The following is a 17,352-nucleotide window of genomic DNA, read 5'->3' as shown; positions in this document are numbered from 1 at the left end:
CAAAAGTAGGTGTTTCCATAAAAATCTTAGTTCAAAAGTTATAAAAAGTTATTATAATAGCATAGGGAACATCAAAATCCAATCTTACTATTTTTCTATAATCCAATCTATATAGGAGTCTAGGTACCATCTTTTTATTATCTAAAGGACCATATTTATGCTATTTTAGGGAAAGCATTCCTCCTTAAATTAATTTCGAAAGTTACCTCCTTTTTTTAATAAAGGCAATAGCTTTTTATAATAGGCATAAATCTTGGAGATTGTTCAGAATTCCTATAAAGGAATTATCCTTGAAGTGTTACGGGGCAATAGCATCAGCCCAAGGACGTCATTATGTAATGCTACACTCGTTGCTGGTATAATGTAGGTTCCACGTCCCTCTTAAAAGGTCTCAATTTTCTTTTCGGTTCTTTAAAATTCCCCCTGCGTAATTAAAAATTTCGGCTTTAACTTCCTTAAAACCATTTAAACAACGGTCTACCTCTTTTTGCAGTTCTTCATGTTTATTATAATAGGTAAAATCACAGGTTTCGTCCTTACATTCCAACATGCCTCCCAAGCTTTTTTCATGGTTCGCTATCTGTTCGTTTAGAACATTCTTTTGTTGGGACACAGTTGTCATTCGACTCCCATAGCCCTGCAATCGTTCAAACAGGTTGGGTGTATTGGGCTCAAACACATAAGAATTTAATAGTTGGGTAATAAACTGCGCCTCATCTTCCAAAAATTTCAGATTTGATTTCCATTTTTGGGTGTCGCGGTATAATACCTCCAGTTTTTTATTCTGATCTGTTATATTAAAGCTCTTTTTCATCTTTGATCCCTTAATTGACCACAAATCTATCGTACAGAATGCCCCAATGCTATGATATTAATCAGTTTTTGCGTCAATTAATATTTCAACCGTTTCATAAAGTTTTGGCACCTTGACCAGCCATCCCAAACTATCTTTTATTTTCACCCTAAACGCATCTAATGCCAAGGGTTCTCCATGAACCAAAAAAACCATTTCCGGAATATTTTTAATATCCTTTAGCCAATGTAGCAATTCTTCCTGATCGGCATGAGCAGAGAGGCTTTCAAAATGTTCGATCTTAGCTTTAACCGGATAGTACTTCCCAAAGAGCTTTAGTTCATGGGCACCTTCTAGTAGTTGTCTTCCTCTTGTACCTTCGGCCTGGTACCCTACCAATAATACCGTGGTTGTCGTTAGATCTACAAGTTGTTGGAGATAGGCTAACACCCTTCCTCCGGTAACCATCCCGCTACCTGCTATTACCACTTTTGGCCTAGGATCGTCAATGGTCTCCCAGGTCTCTCGATAGGAAGTTACAATATTAAAATGATCTCTCATGGCAAGGTATTCTACATGGCTTAGTTTGTGCCATTTCGGAAAAGCCTCGAAAACCGACAGTACATTGTTTCCCATTGGACTATCTATAAATATAGGGATATCGGCAATTTTGTTTTTTTTGTAAAGTTTCCAAAAAATATACATTAAAGATTGAAGGCGTTCTACGGCAAAGGAGGGTATTATTAAAGTTCCTTTTTCCAGAATAGTTTTATTGACCAGTGCTGTTAAGGCTTCCTCTACATTTTCTTTGGGATGTAATTTGTTGCCATAGGTACTTTCCAACAATATATAATCTGCCCAACGGGGGCGCTCTGGAGCATCTAATAAATAATCTAGCGGCCGTCCGATATCTCCGGAAAACACAAACTGTTTCCCAAAGACCTCCATTTCAATAAAGGTGGCCCCCAATATATGAGCGTTATAACGATACCTGAACTTTATATTTGTAGATAGGGAATGCCAAATATCCCTTTTTTCAGCCTGAAATTTTTTACACGTCACCGCGGCCTCTTCTATGCTATAAAAAGGCAGTGCGGGTTGATGTACACTTAAGGCATCCTCGTTATCCCTTTCTGCTGCTTCTTCCTGAATCTTAGCACTATCCAATAATACAATTTCTGTAATGGCCAAGGTAGGTTCGGTTCCTATTATTTTACCATTATACCCCTCTTTTAACAATCTTGGCAAATACCCGATATGATCAAAATGCCCATGGGTTAGCAGCACTATATCTATGTTTGAAGCATCTATAGGCAGCGGCTTCCAATTCAGTTCACGCAATTCCTTTAATCCTTGAAACATCCCACAATCGATCATGATATTACATTCAGATGTTTCTAGGTAGTATTTAGATCCTGTTACAGTGCCCGAGGCACCTAAGAAATGAAGTTTTACAGTTTGCATATCAGAATATTTTAATTCGTAATAGGAATAATCGCTAAACTGGGTAAGGGGACAGGACCCGTGTAATTAAAGGTAAGAAAAAGAAGATAAATTACTATAATTAAGGAACTTAAAAAACATTCACCTTTTTGTAAATATTCCTTAAGCCCCTAATTTAGTTTTTTCGCGGCTATAATGTGATTTATTGGTCCGTAAAAATATGGACCATACAACCTTTCGGAAGTGCCACCGTCCGATCAAAAACGGATTCCTATTGTTTTTCTCAAGATTTAATGTTCTACTTTACGATCCATAAAGGAACATCCAAGTCCTGATTAAAAAGCTCCTCGGTCACACTTCCTACAAGTAAGGAAGAGAAGGTGTTTCTTCCTTTGTCGCCAACAATAATAAGATCTACCCTGGAAGTTTGAGCTTTGATACGCAGTTTTTCTGCAACTCCGCTATCTCTTCCTGGAATAATCTCTGAAGTTAAGTCGCCTTCATATCCGATTTTTTTGATGAATTTCTCATATTTCCCCTTTAAATGATCTTCTATTTTCAGATCGAGATGTTCTTTTGGAATGTAAGGAGAAAATTGAACGGGCACATTGAATACGTGCACGGCCTTTACTTTTGCCGCTGTGGCTCTCTGTAAACTTTCAGCCACTCCAAAAACCTTTCTGGAAGCACTTGAAAAATCTGTTCCTGCCCAAATATTGGTAATAACAGCTTCCGCATTTTTAGGGACAGACAGAATATTGCACTTTAAAAGTCGCAGTAATTTTCCACTAACCACTCCAGTACCTTTTGACCTGTTTTTATTTCCGATGATAGCAAGCTGTACCTGATATTTATTGACAATATAATTGATAAGAGATTCGGAATAAGGATCTTCTGAAATAAGGACTTCCCATTCTGCCGAAGACGTAAATTTTTCTTCTACCTTTTCATTCAACTCATCCCCTATTATTTCGTCAAGATTAATATCCTTTAACTGTTCATCAAATAATTCTGAAATCTCATATTTTTTGATATTATGAACAAAGTACACTTTCTCAACCTTCAAGGCATCGGCAATGAATGATGCATACTCAATTAAAGTCGTATCAATATCTGAGAGGTCTAAGGCGACCAGGATGTTTTTTATATCAGTCATTAGTAGAATTATTTAATATTGTTTTGCTGATTAATATTTCGTTTTTTTACGATGGCAGAAACGATTTCCTCATAATTTTCAAGTTCTTTTTGGGATTCCCGCTTTTTCAATTTTTTCAGGTCTTCGCTTAATCCCTTAAATAATGAAAAACACATAATTAATAATATCACCGCAAAGGGCAGTCCTGTTACTATAGTGGCAGTTTGCAGTGCTTGCAATCCACCTCCAATCAAAAGAACCGCAGCAATACTACCTTCCGCAATGGCCCAAAAAATCCTTTGTCCTACCGGCGCATCTATTTTACCTCCTGAGGTTAAATTATCTACCACCAAAGATCCGGAATCCGAAGAGGTAATAAAGAATCCTGCAATTAAAATTACGGCAATAATATTTAGAATAAAGGCAAAAGGATAATCTTCCAAAAACACAAACAGAGCGGTGGCAACATTATCGTTTACGGCATTTATAATAGTATCATCTCCAAGAAGTGCCTGATGTATCGCTGTGCTTCCAAAAGCTGAGATCCAAAAAAAGGTTACAATTGCAGGCACTATTAAAACTCCCAAAATAAACTCACGCACAGTACGTCCTTTAGAAATACGGGCAATAAACATTCCTACAAAAGGAGACCAGGCAATCCACCATCCCCAGTAAAAAAGAGTCCATGTATTTTGCCAATTGGACCCTGTGAAACTTTCTGTCCAGGTTGCAACTTCCAGAAAACCAGCTAAATAATTCCCTGTATTTTGTACAAAGGATTTAAATATAAAGATCGTTGGCCCCAATATTAATACTATCAAAAGAAATAACACTGCTATTCTCATATTCCATTCACTCAATATCCTCACACCTTTATCTACTCCCAAAACAACCGAGATGGTAGCAACTAAGGTAATTCCCGCAATTAGCATAATTTGAGTTTGTACACCGCTATCCACTCCAAAGAGGTGATTTAATCCGGCCGCAATTTGTTGAACCCCCATTCCTAAAGAAGTGGCAAGGCCAAATAGAGTGGCGAGCACTGCAAAAATGTCTATGGCATCTCCAATTTTTCCGTAAATTTTATCTCCTAAAAAAGGATAAAAGACCGATCTAATGGTAAGGGGGAGTCCACGAGAATACGTGAAATACGCTAGGGACAATCCGACCAATGCATACACTGCCCAGGCGTGAAACCCCCAGTGTAAAAAGGTAAATTTCATGGCTTCCTTGGCTGCTTCGGCGGTTCCGCCTTCTGCCATTGGTGGACTCAAAAAATGATAAATTGGTTCTGAAATACTCCAAAACAACAGTCCAATTCCCATCCCCGCACTAAATAGCATTGCGAACCAGGAAATAGTTTTAAATTCGGGTTTCACACTTTGTCCTCCAATCCTTAACTGTCCAAATTTACTGAAGGCCAGATAAATCATAAATATTAGAAAAATATTTATACTCAATATAAAAAACCAACCGGCATTCTTAGAGACAAAACCCTGGATTGCGGTAAAATATTGTTCTGCCCTTTCTTTAAACATCAGGGTTAATGTTATGATGATGATAATGGTAATAGCCGATGTAAAGAACACAGGGCCATTCACCTCCAGTCCGAAAATTGGTTTTCTCTCATCACTTCTTATAATCTTCTTAGCCATAAATTATTTTGTTTTGTAATGTAATTATATTTCTATAAGAGTTTTCCTCCCTCTGTACTTTGTGAAAATGTTAAAAATAGTAGCCAATGTTGATGTTAAACCGTGCTTCCCATTTGGCATCCGGATTCCCTTTGGAGAAATCGTCTACAAAATTCCCACCTAACCAAGAATGATTGTATCCCGCAGCATAATCAATATACATATACACACTTCCAGCAGAGACCAATACTCCGGTTACATTCATGTAAGAATCAGTAAACCCGAGGGCTTCTTTTTGCATATAACCAAAATCATTATAAAATTGCACATTGGAAACAGGTCCCCATGTTACCGGAACATTTCGGGAGATTCCCAAAGAATACATTTTAAAATCGGAAGCAACCTCATAAGGCGCTCCATAGGCAGCCATCGCCACTACATCCCGGGATTCCCCCTGCGCATTCTCCGGGTTATGAGAGGCTGTTATAAATTGTGCTTTTCCGTTCCATTTCCCTTTGGTTATTTCGTAATGGGCGGCAAATGCAGCGTGATCGCCCATTTCTTCGGTGTCAAGATTATAAAGACCCCCATATTCTAGGGAAACCCCCAACCTATGGGCAGCTTCCTTTCCAAATTTATAAACAATTTTTCCGTTGATTTGATTTACTTCTTTGTTTCGACCAGTGATGTCATAAGAATATCTGTTCGGAGAGGTTTCGGTATTGTTTCCAAATCTCAATTCCTCCGCATTTTTAAAAAAGGCCAATTGATATTCAATTTTTTCTCCTGAATGCAAGTATTTCACCCCCATATCATGGTCATCTTCCATCCCTACGTAATATGACAAATTAAAAAACCAATTGTGAGAGTTGTATTGTTGAATTCCAAAAGGAACCTGGGTCAATCCAATATGAATTTTATCTTGTTCGTTAAAATTATACCCTACCCACCCCTGCTTTAAGAATCCACCTCCAAAACCTTCAGAATACAATCTGTATTCGGCATTCAGAAATATCCCTTTATAGGCAGCTTCGGCATTTATTCTAAACATATCGTATCCAAAATCTCCGCCACGCTTTTTCTGACCTTCTTTCCAGGAGGATAAATTATAATTGAACCGCAAGGCTCCGCCAATTTTTAGTTCTGGTGTCTCCTGGGCAAAAACAGGAAGCACCATTAACAAGACAAGGAATGCAAGGCAAAAAGGTTTTGGGAATGGTAAATGAGTGTTTTTCTCTATCATTAAGTGATTTTAAAAATTGTATAAACTAATAATTGTTATGGAAGCAAAAATTTCAGATATTTATAAAATATTTTAGGGCCCTAACTAATTAAAAAAAGTATAATATACGGGTGAATATCCGCATCATTAGGGTAGAACCTTAAGTTCGAGAAAGAGACTTTATCAACCCTAAAAACTGTTCCTATAACAAAAAATAACCCTCTTTACTATATTCTTTCGGTTGCTGCCAAAAAAACTATTCAGTCTTCCTCTCGCGTTGGCCAATAATTTTATTGCTACTGAAAGAAACATAAGGTGGACTGCATATTATGCTACTGGCCCTGAAATTTTTGCTTTCTCTAGGTCCGTAAACAGTAAGCCTCTTCAATATGTATTTATATGGACTAATTATCCGGTGCAGACAACTAAGACAGTCTTGGACCGTCAACATATAGGATGCAAAGGTACTTATTATGATTAATTATAATACGTTTTTGAATACTTAATATAGGAAACCACCAGTTTAATGGTACACTTTGATCGTTTTAAAATTGTTATAATGCTGTTCCTTTTTAATTAAAAGCCTCGTATTTAAGGGAATTTCTGCGGCTTTATCGTTCTAGATATTAGAACAGCGCCCTGTATACTCTTAGGTATAATCGTTCAGCACTAGGACCGGAATGACCGCATGGTAACCTATTTCCTTTACCAAGGGGTTGGTAAAAATACTTTTGAAATAATGATGCTTTTTATTTAGAAAGGCTACTATATCGCTCCCCCTACTTTCAATAAAAGCCCCTATTCCCTTATGGAGGTTCATTGGCGAAAGATGATGAAAACTATGCTCTAAAGACTCTAAAACACCTTCGAGTAATTCCTTGTTATTTTGCTGCAAGGAACTAAGCTCGAGGCCCTCCCTTATATGTAACGCCCTTATTGGAGTGTGATGTATTTTTGCGATCTCTATTAAGCGGAGTAATTCTCTTCGTTTAAAATTCGCTTTGTAATTAGTGGTAAAAACAATTTCCTTGGGCGGAGAAAATTTGAATTCTTCTGGAACCGACATTACCGGACATTCAGTGATCTCTTCCATAATTGCCACCGTATTGGTGCCGTATATTACAGTTTTTGCCCCTGTTGCCCCTTTGGTACCCATGATCACCAAATCGATATTTTTTTTAGTGATTATATTTTTAATACCATAGCACAGGGAATTGTTCGTTGAAATAGTATGAAAGGTATGATTGCGTACGTTTTGGTGGAGTTTTAGTTTTTCCAGAACCTTTTGAAGGTTCTCTTGAGAGGCAGTATGGGCTGCTTGATGGGCCTTGTTTCCGGGAACGGGCACCCTAAAGTCGTCTATGGAATATCCGTTTACCAAATAGGCGTTCAAAATATAAAAATGACATTTTTGATCCTGAAAAAATTCCAATGCATATATAATGGCATTCAAAGAATTCCTTGAAAAATCTGTCGGCAATAAAATTCTTTTATCCATATTTCAATCCTTTAACTTCTCTGATAAATGTAAATTCCATGACTCTGTAAAACCATGCCATAATCTTTTTACAATGGGCAGAAACCATCGTGTACTGGAGTAAACACCAATACCTATCACAACAACCTCTAAAACATTTCATATTCACAGGATTTAGTTTCTACCAAGATCATTTAGCTTCCTGAAGCAAGTTATATGGCAACACCAAGAAGGGGATGTTAGTATGAAACCCTATTTGGTTGATGACGGGTTTAAGAAAAAGATTTTCTAAAAAACTATGTTTGTTTTTAACCATGACCAAAACATCTGTTTCATGAGTTTGCTGAAAGCTATTGATACCTTCAATTATTCCTTGATCTGGCAGGTCGTGAAATTGATGTACAACCCCCGAAAGAAGTTCGGTTAATTTACTTTTGTTTTTTTGTTGTTCCGTACTGAGCTCGTAATTTTGTGATATATGCATCACCTTTATCTTTGCCTTATGAATATCTGCCAAATAGAGCACCTCTTTTAAGAGGGCTGTATTATAATTTATCTCATAATCTGTGGGAAATAAAATCTTTTTTGGAACCCTAAACTCGTAGTTGTTAGGAACGGCCAAAACAGGATATTTAGCGCGTTTAAGCAGGTGTACGGTATTGCTTCCCAGGAATATTTCCTTGGCACCTGTTGCACCCTGTGTCCCCATCACAACAAGGTCTATACTTTCATTACTCACCAATTCATCTATTGCGTCCACTAATACATTAAAGGCGGTATGGGTCACAAACTCATGCAGTGGATTCTTAAATTCGGTAGTGAGCTTAATTTTTAGCTCCTTCAATTGGGTCTCCGAATTTGTCTGGTAAATATCGCCCAATCCTATTTGCGCCGGACTGTGCAATAAATACTCGGCCTGATATATTGCAGGGGTATAAGTATTTAACAAGTGAAAGGTGCAGCTTTTAGATTTTAACAACTGTAAAGCATACGCTATTGCCTTATAACTATTTTCAGAAAAATCGGTAGGTATCAGAATGCGCTTCATAAGGGATCGTATTTATTTTTTTAACGAGCAAGGTTTTGAAAAATCAGAAAAGGGATCTTTATATACAGACCAATTTTATCTATGGTAGATTGGTACAACATATCTTCTAAGTAGGAATGTCTTGTATTTACCATCACCAACATATCTATCTGATGTGCGGATATAAAATTGGTAATGGCTTTGGCCTTGTCTTTCTCTGGGCTAGTGGCCGTGATAATTTTTGCCTTTTTTAGAGAGTTTTTAATAAACTCTAAATTGTCTTCCTGCCGCAGTGTCAATTTTTTTATGGGATCTATATACAATACATGTATCGATGACCTGAAGGAGGCCGTTATCTCACATAATAATTTAAGCTCCCTACGTTTGTTTGGCACTAAATAATTGGTAGGAAAAAGTATTTCTTTAGGTGCTTTGTATTCGTAATTTTCGGGAATGGCCAAAACAGGACTCTGTATGTACTTCAATACCTGCAGGGTATGGCTACCAAAGGTAAGATGCCGGTCATTGGTTTTTCCTTTGGTTCCCATGACGACAATATCCATATTGTGCTCGTTCACCAAGTCGTTTGTTTCATCTATCAACGAACCAAATTTGGAAAGCGTAAAATAAGTGTGATTTGGATTTGGGGAGTATTTTTTAATCTCAACCAGAATATTTTTAAGTTTTATCTCAGATTCCTGAAAGCACTCTTCTTTTTTCACCTCCAACAAACTGCGATCCGTGTCAATGTTCTGATTATACACTTCGTCCGCATAAGCATGCATAATATAAAATTCACTGGTTTCGTATTTAAAAATTTGACAGGCGTATTTTAATGCGTTAAAAGCATTGTCGGAAAAATCTGTTGGAATCAAAACTTTTCTCATGGTTAATTTTTACTAGCTTATACGTTCAAATTTAAGCTTCCATAATGTAAATAAACATGATATCAATCAGGTTAAAAAATGGTATATTTGAATACTTATAAGGTTTAAAGAAATATGCTTTTGGGCTGTTTCAAAAAATTTCCAACAATTAAAAGGACCATATAAGCTATACTCCTTTTAGAAACGTACTATAAGTAGGTGTAACCATAATAAATCTTACAAAACATGAAAACTAGCTTTAATGAACTTTTAAACTCGGACAGTCCTGTTTTAATAGATTTTTTTGCAGAGTGGTGCGGACCGTGTAAATCTTTGGCTCCCATCCTTAAACAAGTAAAAGAAGAACTTGGCGATGGCGTAAAAATCATTAAAATAGATGTAGATAAAAACCAGGAATTAGCCAGTAAATATAACGTGCGTGGAGTACCCACGATGATTTTATTTAAAAATGGACAACAGGTGTGGCGAGAATCTGGAATAGTACAAAAAGCGGCCTTAATTAGTACGATACAATCCAGAGGATAACATCAAAAAGATGGTTTTTATAATGAAGGCAAAAGGTGTTAATTACTCGTGTAAAACTAAAAACGGGATTTTTGTATGGTAACTTATTTCTTCTACTTCCGGTTTGAATAAAATACGTTGAAAATAATTTAAATTTTTCGCAACCATGGCAATCATATCGATCTCATTGCGCTCTGTAAAACTCTGTATAGCGGTTTCCATTTTATTTCCGGTAACAAAATGAAAAGTATGTTCCAGATCTGAAAAGTAATCATGCAGAAAATCTTTGTTTTTAGTTTGTTCCAAACTTAGGCTTTCTTTCTTTTTAGAAATGTACAATACTCTGATAATAGCCTTGTATCTACCGGCTATTTCTAAAAGTGTATACAATACTTTTAAATCGAACCCCATTTGAAAATCTGTAGGGAACGCTATTTCCTTTGGTCTTATATACTGGGAGTTTTCAGGTATGGCCAATAAGGGACATTTTACTTTCGTAATGACATCTCCGGTGTTACTCCCTATAGCTACTTTTTTTAATCCGGAAGCTCCTTTGGTTCCCATGATGATCATATCTATTTGTTTATCCAGTACTTGTTTCCGGATAGCATCTATAAAAAAATCATATACTGCAACACCTATAAAACGGTGCTTTGGATTCAGGAATTTTTTTTCAATCTTATCAATCACTTTTTGTAGTTCTGCCTGTTTTTCAATCAACAATTGTTCCTGTAGATCGGCCGACGAATTCGCTGATTCATTTAAGGATTCTGAAAAAGAGAATATGGGAATGATGTGCAATAGGTAAAAAGTACATCTAGATTTCTTGAAAAATTGTAGTCCATAAGTAATGGCATTCCAAGAGTTGTTGGAAAAATCGGTTGGAATTAAGATTTGCCTCATATCATAAAGGATTACAACTTATTTCCCTAAAAATACTTGAGAATCCGCGCTTAGTAAATGATTATTGTCATACTATCTTAAGCAAACCCAAACACCCAAATTATTGAATTTTTTTCAACTTTTCAATATCGATTACCTTAATATTTCTATCTTTTATTTCTATTAGACCTTCTTTTTTAAAGCTCGAGAGGGTTCTTATCAATGTTTCCGTGGCCATTCCAGCCACACTTGCCAGATCAGTTCGTAAGATATGAATACACCCTTCCGCATCGGTCTCTAGTTTTTCGGCAAATTTTAGAATGGTCCTGGCCGTTTTTTTACGAACCGATCCATATGCCATTTCCAAGAGTTGCGTTTTGGTTTCTGAAAGGTTTACCGCCAAAAGCTTCATTAATTCATAAGAAAGAAGACTGTTTTGTTGTAATATATTCCGAAATTCTTCATTCCTTAATCCCACCAAGGTTGTATGCTCTAAGGGGGCTGCTGATTCTGCGTAAAAGGGTGTATTGCCAAAGGAACCAAACCCAAAAAAGTCGCCCTCCTTATACACCCCGGTAATCAATTCCTTTCCTTGTTCATCTAATCTATGGGTTTTAACGACACCCCTTATTATAATAAACACCATATTTACATGATCACCTTCCTTATATACGTACTCTCCTATTTTAAAATCATAAGATTTTCCTTTGTTTTTAATATGACATTTTAAATCATCGATCGTCGCAATTTGAAAAACGTCCCCTACTGTCAAGGACAAGGCATTTCTTTCTTTTAAGATAGCTATTTTTGCCAACCTGCTCTCAATGGCCCCAAGGAGGTCTGCTTCCTCAAAAGGTTTGGTCAAATAATCATCGGCGCCCAAGGCCATCCCTTTTCTGACATCCTTATTTTCTGTTTTTGCCGACATAAAAACAAAAGGGATTAATCTGGTGGTTTCTTCCTTAGAAAGTGCCTTTAAAACCCCATAACCATCCAATACCGGCATCATAATATCACAAATTATCAAATCTGGCAACAGTTCTTTTGCAGTCTTCACCCCCTTTTGACCATTTTCGGCCGTAAGCACCTCATAACCAGACAACCCTAATAATTCTGCAGTGTTTTCGCGTAATAACGGATCATCTTCAATAATTAATATTTTGCTCATATACTGATTTTTTTGAAAGATTTAAAAAGTACCTTTTCCCACTTTCATTTCAATTTTTAGGTATTTGCGCTATGAGGGGGAACTCTAAGGAAAAGGTACTTCCTTTTTCAGGTTCACTACTAAAATATATTTTACCACCTAAGTTTTCTATATGCGTTTTTACGATGTTTAGGCCAATACCAGTACCTTGGGTTAACAAAACATTCTCTGCTCTAAAATATCTTTCGAAAATATGTTTTTGATCCTTTAAAGGAATTCCTATCCCCCTATCAATTATGTGAAAAATGACTTTTTCTTTGCACAATACTACTTGTACATCTATCTCCATATCTTCGGGAGAATATTTAATAGCATTGTGCAACAAGTTGGTTAATGCTAAAGATACAATTTTCTCATCCTGCCGAATGATAACTTCATCTATATTTGCCGGATAATTAATGCGTTGCCCACTCTTTAAAAGCATATTCGCATTATAAATGACATCATTGACAATTTTGCTTAGGGAAAAATTTGTTTTACGGTAAACCTCTTTCCCTTTTTCCAGTCGTTCTACAGAGAGGAAATCGTCTAAAATAGAATTAAGGTGCCGTACCGCACCAATAATTTTAAATAGATGCTTATCCCTAATCTCTTGGTCTAAGGTTGTTTTATACTTCCCTACCAAGGTCGCAGAGGTAAGAATACCTCCTAATGGGGTTTTAAACTCATGGGAAACCAAGGAAAGGAATTTTGTCTTTAACTCATTTAATTCCCTTTCCTTCTGAAGTGTTAAGGCCAACTGGGCTTCGGCCTTCTCCCTTCGCTTCATTTCTTTTTTAAGAATAGCCACAGTGTCGCGAAGCTCCCTTGTGCGTTCCTTTATTTTTAATTCTAATTGACTGTGCAGTTCATGTATTTCAACATCTTTGTTTTTTAGAACCGTCATGTCCTTAAACAGGGCTAAAACGTATTTTAGTCCTTGATCTTGGAACCTAAAGAAAACTATTTCTAAAGGCAGTTGCGCTTTATTTTTCCGTTGTCCTATTAATGACGTACTAGAAATAATGTTGATGTTCTCTATTTTATTAAACACGGCTTTTACCGCAATACTACAAGATTGTTTATCCCGGTCAACTATTAACCCTTCTATCGGCATTCCTATTACCTCATCTTCCGAATATCCAAACATGGCATGGGTCCGTTCGCTAGCAGCTATAATAATACCTTCTTTATTTATTATTACAATTCCTTGAGATACTGCTTGGGTAAGCAGTAGAAAAAACGACTTGTTCTCTTCAAAAGTCTTCATTATCCGAGCTGCTTTAATATTAACGCCCTTAAGGTTTCATTTTCGTGTTCTTTAAAATAGGAGCTGATGAAATATCGATTTTCTGCCGTTAAAAAGCTGTTTCCTATAAGTCGAAATGATTTAAATCATGTCGCGACCAAAAAGGGCTCCTTAAATTTATAAAAATAAACAACATCATTATGGATTCATTTCAAGCAACCAACAAACAACCCTTAAATATATCCTTAATTTACACCACTTTAGATGATTGGATGTCCGATTTAACCCAACACAAGGAAGAACTTATTGTTTTACAACTTTTATTGGACCGGTATTTTTCCAATAGTTCAGAAAATGAAAATTTGGACGATGTCAGGCAAGTTTTAATCCGCTTTGAGTCCCTAAGAATTAAATGTGACAAGCTCATCCAAAAGATTGAGTATCGAAAATTTGAGCTCGCCTGCATCCCCTATTTTGCTCCAAAAGAAACGGCATTGGAAATAATCAAAAAACAATTAAAGTTAAAAAAAACGATGTATGATATTACGGAGGCTTTCAAACTAGCAAAAAAGGACATCTTCAAAATTACCGCCCCTACCCTTTTAAATTTTAAAACAACATAAGATCGTATCCTCTGAAGCCTATTTACCCATTACAGAATTTCAATATTGTTTAAACCGCAGAAGAAATAGTAGCTTAACAATACACTCAATCTATTATTGAATTATAAATATCAACAAGGTGGAATTTATAGACTATTACAAGGTTCTTGATTTAGATAAAGGTGCCAGCCAAAGCGATATTAAAAAAGCTTACAGAAAATTGGCCCGAAAATATCATCCCGATATAAACCCCAACAATAAGGAAGCCGAGAAAAAGTTTAAAGAAATCAATGAAGCTCATATGGTGTTGAGCAATCCTGAAAACCGTAAAAAATACGACCAATACGGTAAGGACTGGCAACATGCCGAAGAGTTTGAAAAAGCCAAAAAATCCAGACAATACAGTTATGGTCCGCAGAGTTCTGGATCATCACAAGGTTATAGTGCACAGGATTTTTCGGATTTTTTCGAATCTATGTTTGGGGGTTCCCAAAATTTTGGTGGCAGGGGAAGAGTAAAATTTAGAGGGCAAGACCTAAATGCCTCCTTACAATTGCATATTAGGGATGTCTATACGTCCCATAAGCGAACTTTGACCATCAACGATAAAAAAATCCGGCTCAACATACCGGCAGGAATAGAAAATGGGCAGACTATTAAGATAAGTGGCCATGGAGGGCCAGGACAACAAGGCGGACCCAATGGGGATCTTTACATTAGTTTCACTATCATAAACGATACGCCGTTTAAAAGAGACGGCAACAATCTGTATACCACGGTAAATTTAGATCTTTACAAGGCCGTTTTAGGAGGAGATATTACTGTAGACTCCTTTGAAGGTCAAGTTAAACTAAAAGTAAAACCAGAGACTCAGAACGGAACTAAAGTAAAACTTAAGGGCAAAGGCTTTCCTGTGTACAAAAAAGAAGGGCAGTTCGGGGATTTATATATTACCTATAATATTATAGTTCCAACAAACCTAAGCCCAAAGGAGAAAGAGCTGTTTAAAGAATTGGCAACCCTTAAAAAACAAACCTAATCATGGGAAACGAACACTATATAGCGATTACCGATTTCTGTATAAGCCATAATATTTCTTCAAAATTTATATTGGAACTACATGATTATGGACTGATAGAGTTGGTTTCTAGGGAAAAAACAAGATACATACCACTTCAGCAATTACCAAGGACCGAAAAGATTCTTAGGTTATATTCGGATTTAGAGATCAATTTAGAGGGGATAGCAGTAATCAATCATTTGTTAGATCGTATCGAAAAAATGCAAGATGAGATTACTTTCCTAAAAAACAAATTAGATCTCTATGAAGAGTAGGTGAGATTATTAATGGCTAGTGCTGCTGGCCCCAAAATGGAATTGGCACTTGGCTCCTTAGAAATAAGGACTTTTATTTTTCCTTTGTAAGCCGTAAACAGGTTTTTTTCCATACTTGCCACCGTCGGATTTAAAAGAATATCTCCGGCGTTTCCCAATCCACCTGCCAAGATAATAGCCTCTGGATCTAGATGTGCGACGGAATCGGCCAATTTACTTCCCAAAATTTCACCGGTCAGTTCAAAAGCTTTTATGGCAATAGGATCTCCATTTAAGGCTGCCTCGGCAATCATTTCTCCTTTTAGGTCATCAAAGCTTAATTTTTTTAGAGGGGAGTCTTCCGTCATTTCAGAAATAAGTTCAAAAACGGTCCGCTTAATCCCTGTTACGGAAACATAATTTTCCAAGCATCCTCTTAAGCCGCAATTACATTGTCGGCCATAGGGATCTACTTTGGTATGTCCCAATTCTCCAGCCAGACCGTGTTCCCCTGTCAATAATTGTCCATTGATCACTATACCGCTCCCCAATCCGGTCCCAAGGGTCAACATCACGAAGTTTTTCATTCCTTGGGCCATTCCAAAGGTCATTTCTCCTATCGCGGCGGCATTGGCATCATTAGCCACTATGGTGGGGAATTTCCATATTTCTTCTATTGATTTCGTCAAAGGAACCGAAGTTCCCCAATTTAAATTAGGTGGGTTTTCCATGTTTCCGGTAAGGATATTAACATTAGGTGCTCCTACCCCAATCGCCTCTATCCTAAAAAAAGCATTGTGCTCATTGAGCAACATATTCACTTTTTCTTCGAGCTTTTGCATAAAGTTTTTATAGGGCAATTTTGCTCGGGTCTCGAACACCTTTACCCCTAGAATCCTACCTTCCTTGGTTACCAACCCTATTTTGGTATTAGTACCTCCAATATCTATGGCCAATACTATTTTTTTCATCGCTTTGGGAATAAAACAACTATGATATCCTTCATAAATGAATGCGTTATTACAAAGCAACGTAAATTTCGCCCCCTTTGTTATGATATATATCATTTACTATCTACAATTGAGTGGTTATTTTTAAGAATTAAACCCAAAATCTTACTGTAATGAAAACATTAATTCAAGTACCGGATCTTAATTCGGAGCAATGCAAACGTATTATAGTTAGAAATCTAAGTAGAATTTTAGATTTACGAATTCTCGATATCAGTGTGGAAAATAAAACTATATCCATACGCTATAACCATCCTTTTACCTTAGAAAAGGTTAAAAAAGAATTGATGAGAATTAAACATACCCTTCATGCATTAACGGACTATAAAGAATCTGAGGTGTCCTTTTAAGGTATAGAAGTCAGCTGTTAACTAAAGCGCAATAAGTATTCCTTGCCTTTTGGTTCTTTTGAGGTGAATGGTTTTAATTTACTGCTAATCTTAAACAATAAGACATGGAACAATCCAATAAAATAAGCGATGAGCTCTACCAAAATCTAGGAAAATTATTCTATGCCGTTGCTATGGCCGATAATAAAGTTAGGTCTAGTGAGGTTGAAAAACTACATGCTGCGGTACGTGAAAATTGGGTTTCCCTTGAGGATTTTAAAGATCAATTTGGTACTGACACCGCATACCAAATCGAAATTGTTTTTGATTGGTTACAGAATGAAGAACATGAGGGTTCTATATATTTTAAGGAGTTCAGTGATTTTTATAGGGAGCATAAATCAAAATTCACCATTCCTATTAAAAAACTAATTTGGGATACCTCCAATAAAATCGCAGCTGCATTTGCCAATAAAAATAAAGCGGAAGTTATTATTTTGACAAAATTAAAAATCTTGTTAGATGAGTAAATCCAATAAGAAAGAAGCCCCTGACACAACTTATTGTTTGTTTTAGATTGGAATTCAATGCTCCTCTATTGATAGTTTGTCGCTTTGAAGAACAAAGGTCACTTTTAACATGTCAATCCCCACTAGGA

18 protein-coding genes are annotated in these 17,352 nt (G+C 36.5%); 6 read left to right on the top strand and 12 right to left on the bottom strand.

The genetic code is table 11. From position 1 onward, the window contains the following. Positions 1-391: 391 nt before the first annotated feature. From BUA16_RS05370 to BUA16_RS05335, 8 genes are all read right to left on the bottom strand, one after another. Entirely contained in the window at positions 392-814 is a 423-nt protein-coding gene (locus BUA16_RS05370) for a hypothetical protein (RefSeq protein ID WP_072763623.1), read from the bottom strand. Positions 815-871: 57 nt separating this feature from the next. Beyond that, positions 872-2,257 carry an MBL fold metallo-hydrolase RNA specificity domain-containing protein gene (locus BUA16_RS05365; protein ID WP_072763622.1) on the bottom strand — a complete coding sequence of 462 codons (1,386 nt, stop codon included), beginning with the start codon at positions 2,255-2,257 and terminating at the stop codon, positions 872-874. A 277-nt stretch (positions 2,258-2,534) separates the two neighbouring features. After that, entirely contained in the window at positions 2,535-3,392 is an 858-nt protein-coding gene (locus tag BUA16_RS05360; protein ID WP_072763621.1) for a universal stress protein, read from the bottom strand. 8 nt (positions 3,393-3,400) lie between these two features. Next, positions 3,401-5,026 (bottom strand): BCCT family transporter, encoded by a 1,626-nt coding sequence (locus BUA16_RS05355; protein WP_072763620.1) that lies wholly within the window; start codon positions 5,024-5,026, stop codon positions 3,401-3,403. Between the two features lie 70 nt (positions 5,027-5,096). Further along, positions 5,097-6,248 carry a hypothetical protein gene (locus tag BUA16_RS05350; protein ID WP_072763619.1) on the bottom strand — a complete coding sequence of 384 codons (1,152 nt, stop codon included), beginning with the start codon at positions 6,246-6,248 and terminating at the stop codon, positions 5,097-5,099. Positions 6,249-6,876: 628 nt separating this feature from the next. Next, a complete protein-coding gene (locus BUA16_RS05345; protein WP_072763618.1) occupies positions 6,877-7,725 on the bottom strand; it encodes a universal stress protein in 849 nt (282 codons plus the stop codon). Between the two features lie 169 nt (positions 7,726-7,894). Next, positions 7,895-8,752: a universal stress protein gene (locus BUA16_RS05340; protein WP_072763617.1), complete on the bottom strand. Its 858-nt coding sequence runs from the start codon at positions 8,750-8,752 to the stop codon at positions 7,895-7,897. Between the two features lie 20 nt (positions 8,753-8,772). Continuing rightward, on the bottom strand, positions 8,773-9,618 hold the full coding sequence (locus tag BUA16_RS05335) for a universal stress protein (RefSeq protein WP_072763616.1): 846 nt from the start codon (positions 9,616-9,618) through the stop codon (positions 8,773-8,775). A 225-nt stretch (positions 9,619-9,843) separates the two neighbouring features. Here BUA16_RS05335 and trxA point away from each other — a divergent pair, with 225 nt between their 5' ends. Beyond that, complete coding sequence (gene trxA / locus BUA16_RS05330) at positions 9,844-10,143, top strand: thioredoxin (RefSeq protein WP_072763615.1); 300 nt, start codon at positions 9,844-9,846, stop codon at positions 10,141-10,143. Between the two features lie 42 nt (positions 10,144-10,185). Here trxA and BUA16_RS05325 read toward each other — a convergent pair whose 3' ends face one another. The 3 genes from BUA16_RS05325 to BUA16_RS05315 all read right to left on the bottom strand — a co-directional run bounded on the left by BUA16_RS05325 (position 10,186) and on the right by BUA16_RS05315 (position 13,460). After that, positions 10,186-11,025, bottom strand: a complete 840-nt coding sequence (locus BUA16_RS05325) for a universal stress protein (protein WP_072763614.1) — start codon at positions 11,023-11,025, stop codon at positions 10,186-10,188. 100 nt (positions 11,026-11,125) lie between these two features. Continuing rightward, positions 11,126-12,172: a response regulator gene (locus tag BUA16_RS05320; RefSeq protein ID WP_072763613.1), complete on the bottom strand. Its 1,047-nt coding sequence runs from the start codon at positions 12,170-12,172 to the stop codon at positions 11,126-11,128. A 49-nt stretch (positions 12,173-12,221) separates the two neighbouring features. Continuing rightward, positions 12,222-13,460 (bottom strand): PAS domain-containing sensor histidine kinase, encoded by a 1,239-nt coding sequence (locus BUA16_RS05315; RefSeq protein ID WP_072763612.1) that lies wholly within the window; start codon positions 13,458-13,460, stop codon positions 12,222-12,224. A 179-nt stretch (positions 13,461-13,639) separates the two neighbouring features. Between BUA16_RS05315 and BUA16_RS05310 the strand changes: the two genes are divergently transcribed. From BUA16_RS05310 to BUA16_RS05300, 3 genes are all read left to right on the top strand, one after another. Then, positions 13,640-14,062: a hypothetical protein gene (locus BUA16_RS05310; RefSeq protein ID WP_072763611.1), complete on the top strand. Its 423-nt coding sequence runs from the start codon at positions 13,640-13,642 to the stop codon at positions 14,060-14,062. 118 nt (positions 14,063-14,180) lie between these two features. Next, positions 14,181-15,080, top strand: coding sequence for a DnaJ C-terminal domain-containing protein (locus BUA16_RS05305; RefSeq protein WP_072763610.1), 900 nt, complete (start codon positions 14,181-14,183; stop codon positions 15,078-15,080). Positions 15,081-15,082: 2 nt separating this feature from the next. Next, positions 15,083-15,376, top strand: a complete 294-nt coding sequence (locus tag BUA16_RS05300) for a chaperone modulator CbpM (RefSeq protein WP_072763609.1) — start codon at positions 15,083-15,085, stop codon at positions 15,374-15,376. Here the strand turns inward: BUA16_RS05300 and BUA16_RS05295 are convergent. Beyond that, positions 15,364-16,326 carry an ROK family protein gene (locus BUA16_RS05295; protein ID WP_072763608.1) on the bottom strand — a complete coding sequence of 321 codons (963 nt, stop codon included), beginning with the start codon at positions 16,324-16,326 and terminating at the stop codon, positions 15,364-15,366. The genes BUA16_RS05300 and BUA16_RS05295 overlap by 13 nt on opposite strands. Before the next feature lie 152 nt (positions 16,327-16,478). Between BUA16_RS05295 and BUA16_RS05290 the strand changes: the two genes are divergently transcribed. Further along, the gene (locus BUA16_RS05290) at positions 16,479-16,715 is read left to right on the top strand and encodes a hypothetical protein (protein WP_072763607.1); all 237 of its coding nucleotides are present in this window, start codon (positions 16,479-16,481) and stop codon (positions 16,713-16,715) included. Between the two features lie 104 nt (positions 16,716-16,819). Beyond that, the gene (locus BUA16_RS05285) at positions 16,820-17,224 is read left to right on the top strand and encodes a hypothetical protein (protein ID WP_072763606.1); all 405 of its coding nucleotides are present in this window, start codon (positions 16,820-16,822) and stop codon (positions 17,222-17,224) included. The last annotated feature ends 128 nt before the right edge of the window (positions 17,225-17,352 follow it).

Origin of the sequence: Arenibacter nanhaiticus (genome assembly GCF_900141935.1) — a bacterium.
Taxonomy (GTDB): domain Bacteria; phylum Bacteroidota; class Bacteroidia; order Flavobacteriales; family Flavobacteriaceae; genus Arenibacter; species Arenibacter nanhaiticus.
The sequence above is the reverse complement of the archived record's forward strand: the minus strand, read 5'-3'. Positions and strand labels throughout refer to the sequence as shown.

Bases quoted from the DNA above. Each gene is read 5' to 3' on its own strand.
- BUA16_RS05370 (WP_072763623.1), bottom strand. From the start codon at position 814: ATGAAAAAGAGCTTTAATATAACAGATCAGAATAAAAAACTGGAGGTA.
- BUA16_RS05365 (WP_072763622.1), bottom strand. From the start codon at position 2,257: ATGCAAACTGTAAAACTTCATTTCTTAGGTGCCTCGGGCACTGTAACA.
- BUA16_RS05360 (WP_072763621.1), bottom strand. From the start codon at position 3,392: ATGACTGATATAAAAAACATCCTGGTCGCCTTAGACCTCTCAGATATT.
- BUA16_RS05355 (WP_072763620.1), bottom strand. From the start codon at position 5,026: ATGGCTAAGAAGATTATAAGAAGTGATGAGAGAAAACCAATTTTCGGA.
- BUA16_RS05350 (WP_072763619.1), bottom strand. From the start codon at position 6,248: ATGATAGAGAAAAACACTCATTTACCATTCCCAAAACCTTTTTGCCTT.
- BUA16_RS05345 (WP_072763618.1), bottom strand. From the start codon at position 7,725: ATGGATAAAAGAATTTTATTGCCGACAGATTTTTCAAGGAATTCTTTG.
- BUA16_RS05340 (WP_072763617.1), bottom strand. From the start codon at position 8,752: ATGAAGCGCATTCTGATACCTACCGATTTTTCTGAAAATAGTTATAAG.
- BUA16_RS05335 (WP_072763616.1), bottom strand. From the start codon at position 9,618: ATGAGAAAAGTTTTGATTCCAACAGATTTTTCCGACAATGCTTTTAAC.
- trxA (WP_072763615.1), top strand. From the start codon at position 9,844: ATGAAAACTAGCTTTAATGAACTTTTAAACTCGGACAGTCCTGTTTTA.
- BUA16_RS05325 (WP_072763614.1), bottom strand. From the start codon at position 11,025: ATGAGGCAAATCTTAATTCCAACCGATTTTTCCAACAACTCTTGGAAT.
- BUA16_RS05320 (WP_072763613.1), bottom strand. From the start codon at position 12,172: ATGAGCAAAATATTAATTATTGAAGATGATCCGTTATTACGCGAAAAC.
- BUA16_RS05315 (WP_072763612.1), bottom strand. From the start codon at position 13,460: ATGAAGACTTTTGAAGAGAACAAGTCGTTTTTTCTACTGCTTACCCAA.
- BUA16_RS05310 (WP_072763611.1), top strand. From the start codon at position 13,640: ATGGATTCATTTCAAGCAACCAACAAACAACCCTTAAATATATCCTTA.
- BUA16_RS05300 (WP_072763609.1), top strand. From the start codon at position 15,083: ATGGGAAACGAACACTATATAGCGATTACCGATTTCTGTATAAGCCAT.
- BUA16_RS05295 (WP_072763608.1), bottom strand. From the start codon at position 16,326: ATGAAAAAAATAGTATTGGCCATAGATATTGGAGGTACTAATACCAAA.
- BUA16_RS05290 (WP_072763607.1), top strand. From the start codon at position 16,479: ATGAAAACATTAATTCAAGTACCGGATCTTAATTCGGAGCAATGCAAA.
- BUA16_RS05285 (WP_072763606.1), top strand. From the start codon at position 16,820: ATGGAACAATCCAATAAAATAAGCGATGAGCTCTACCAAAATCTAGGA.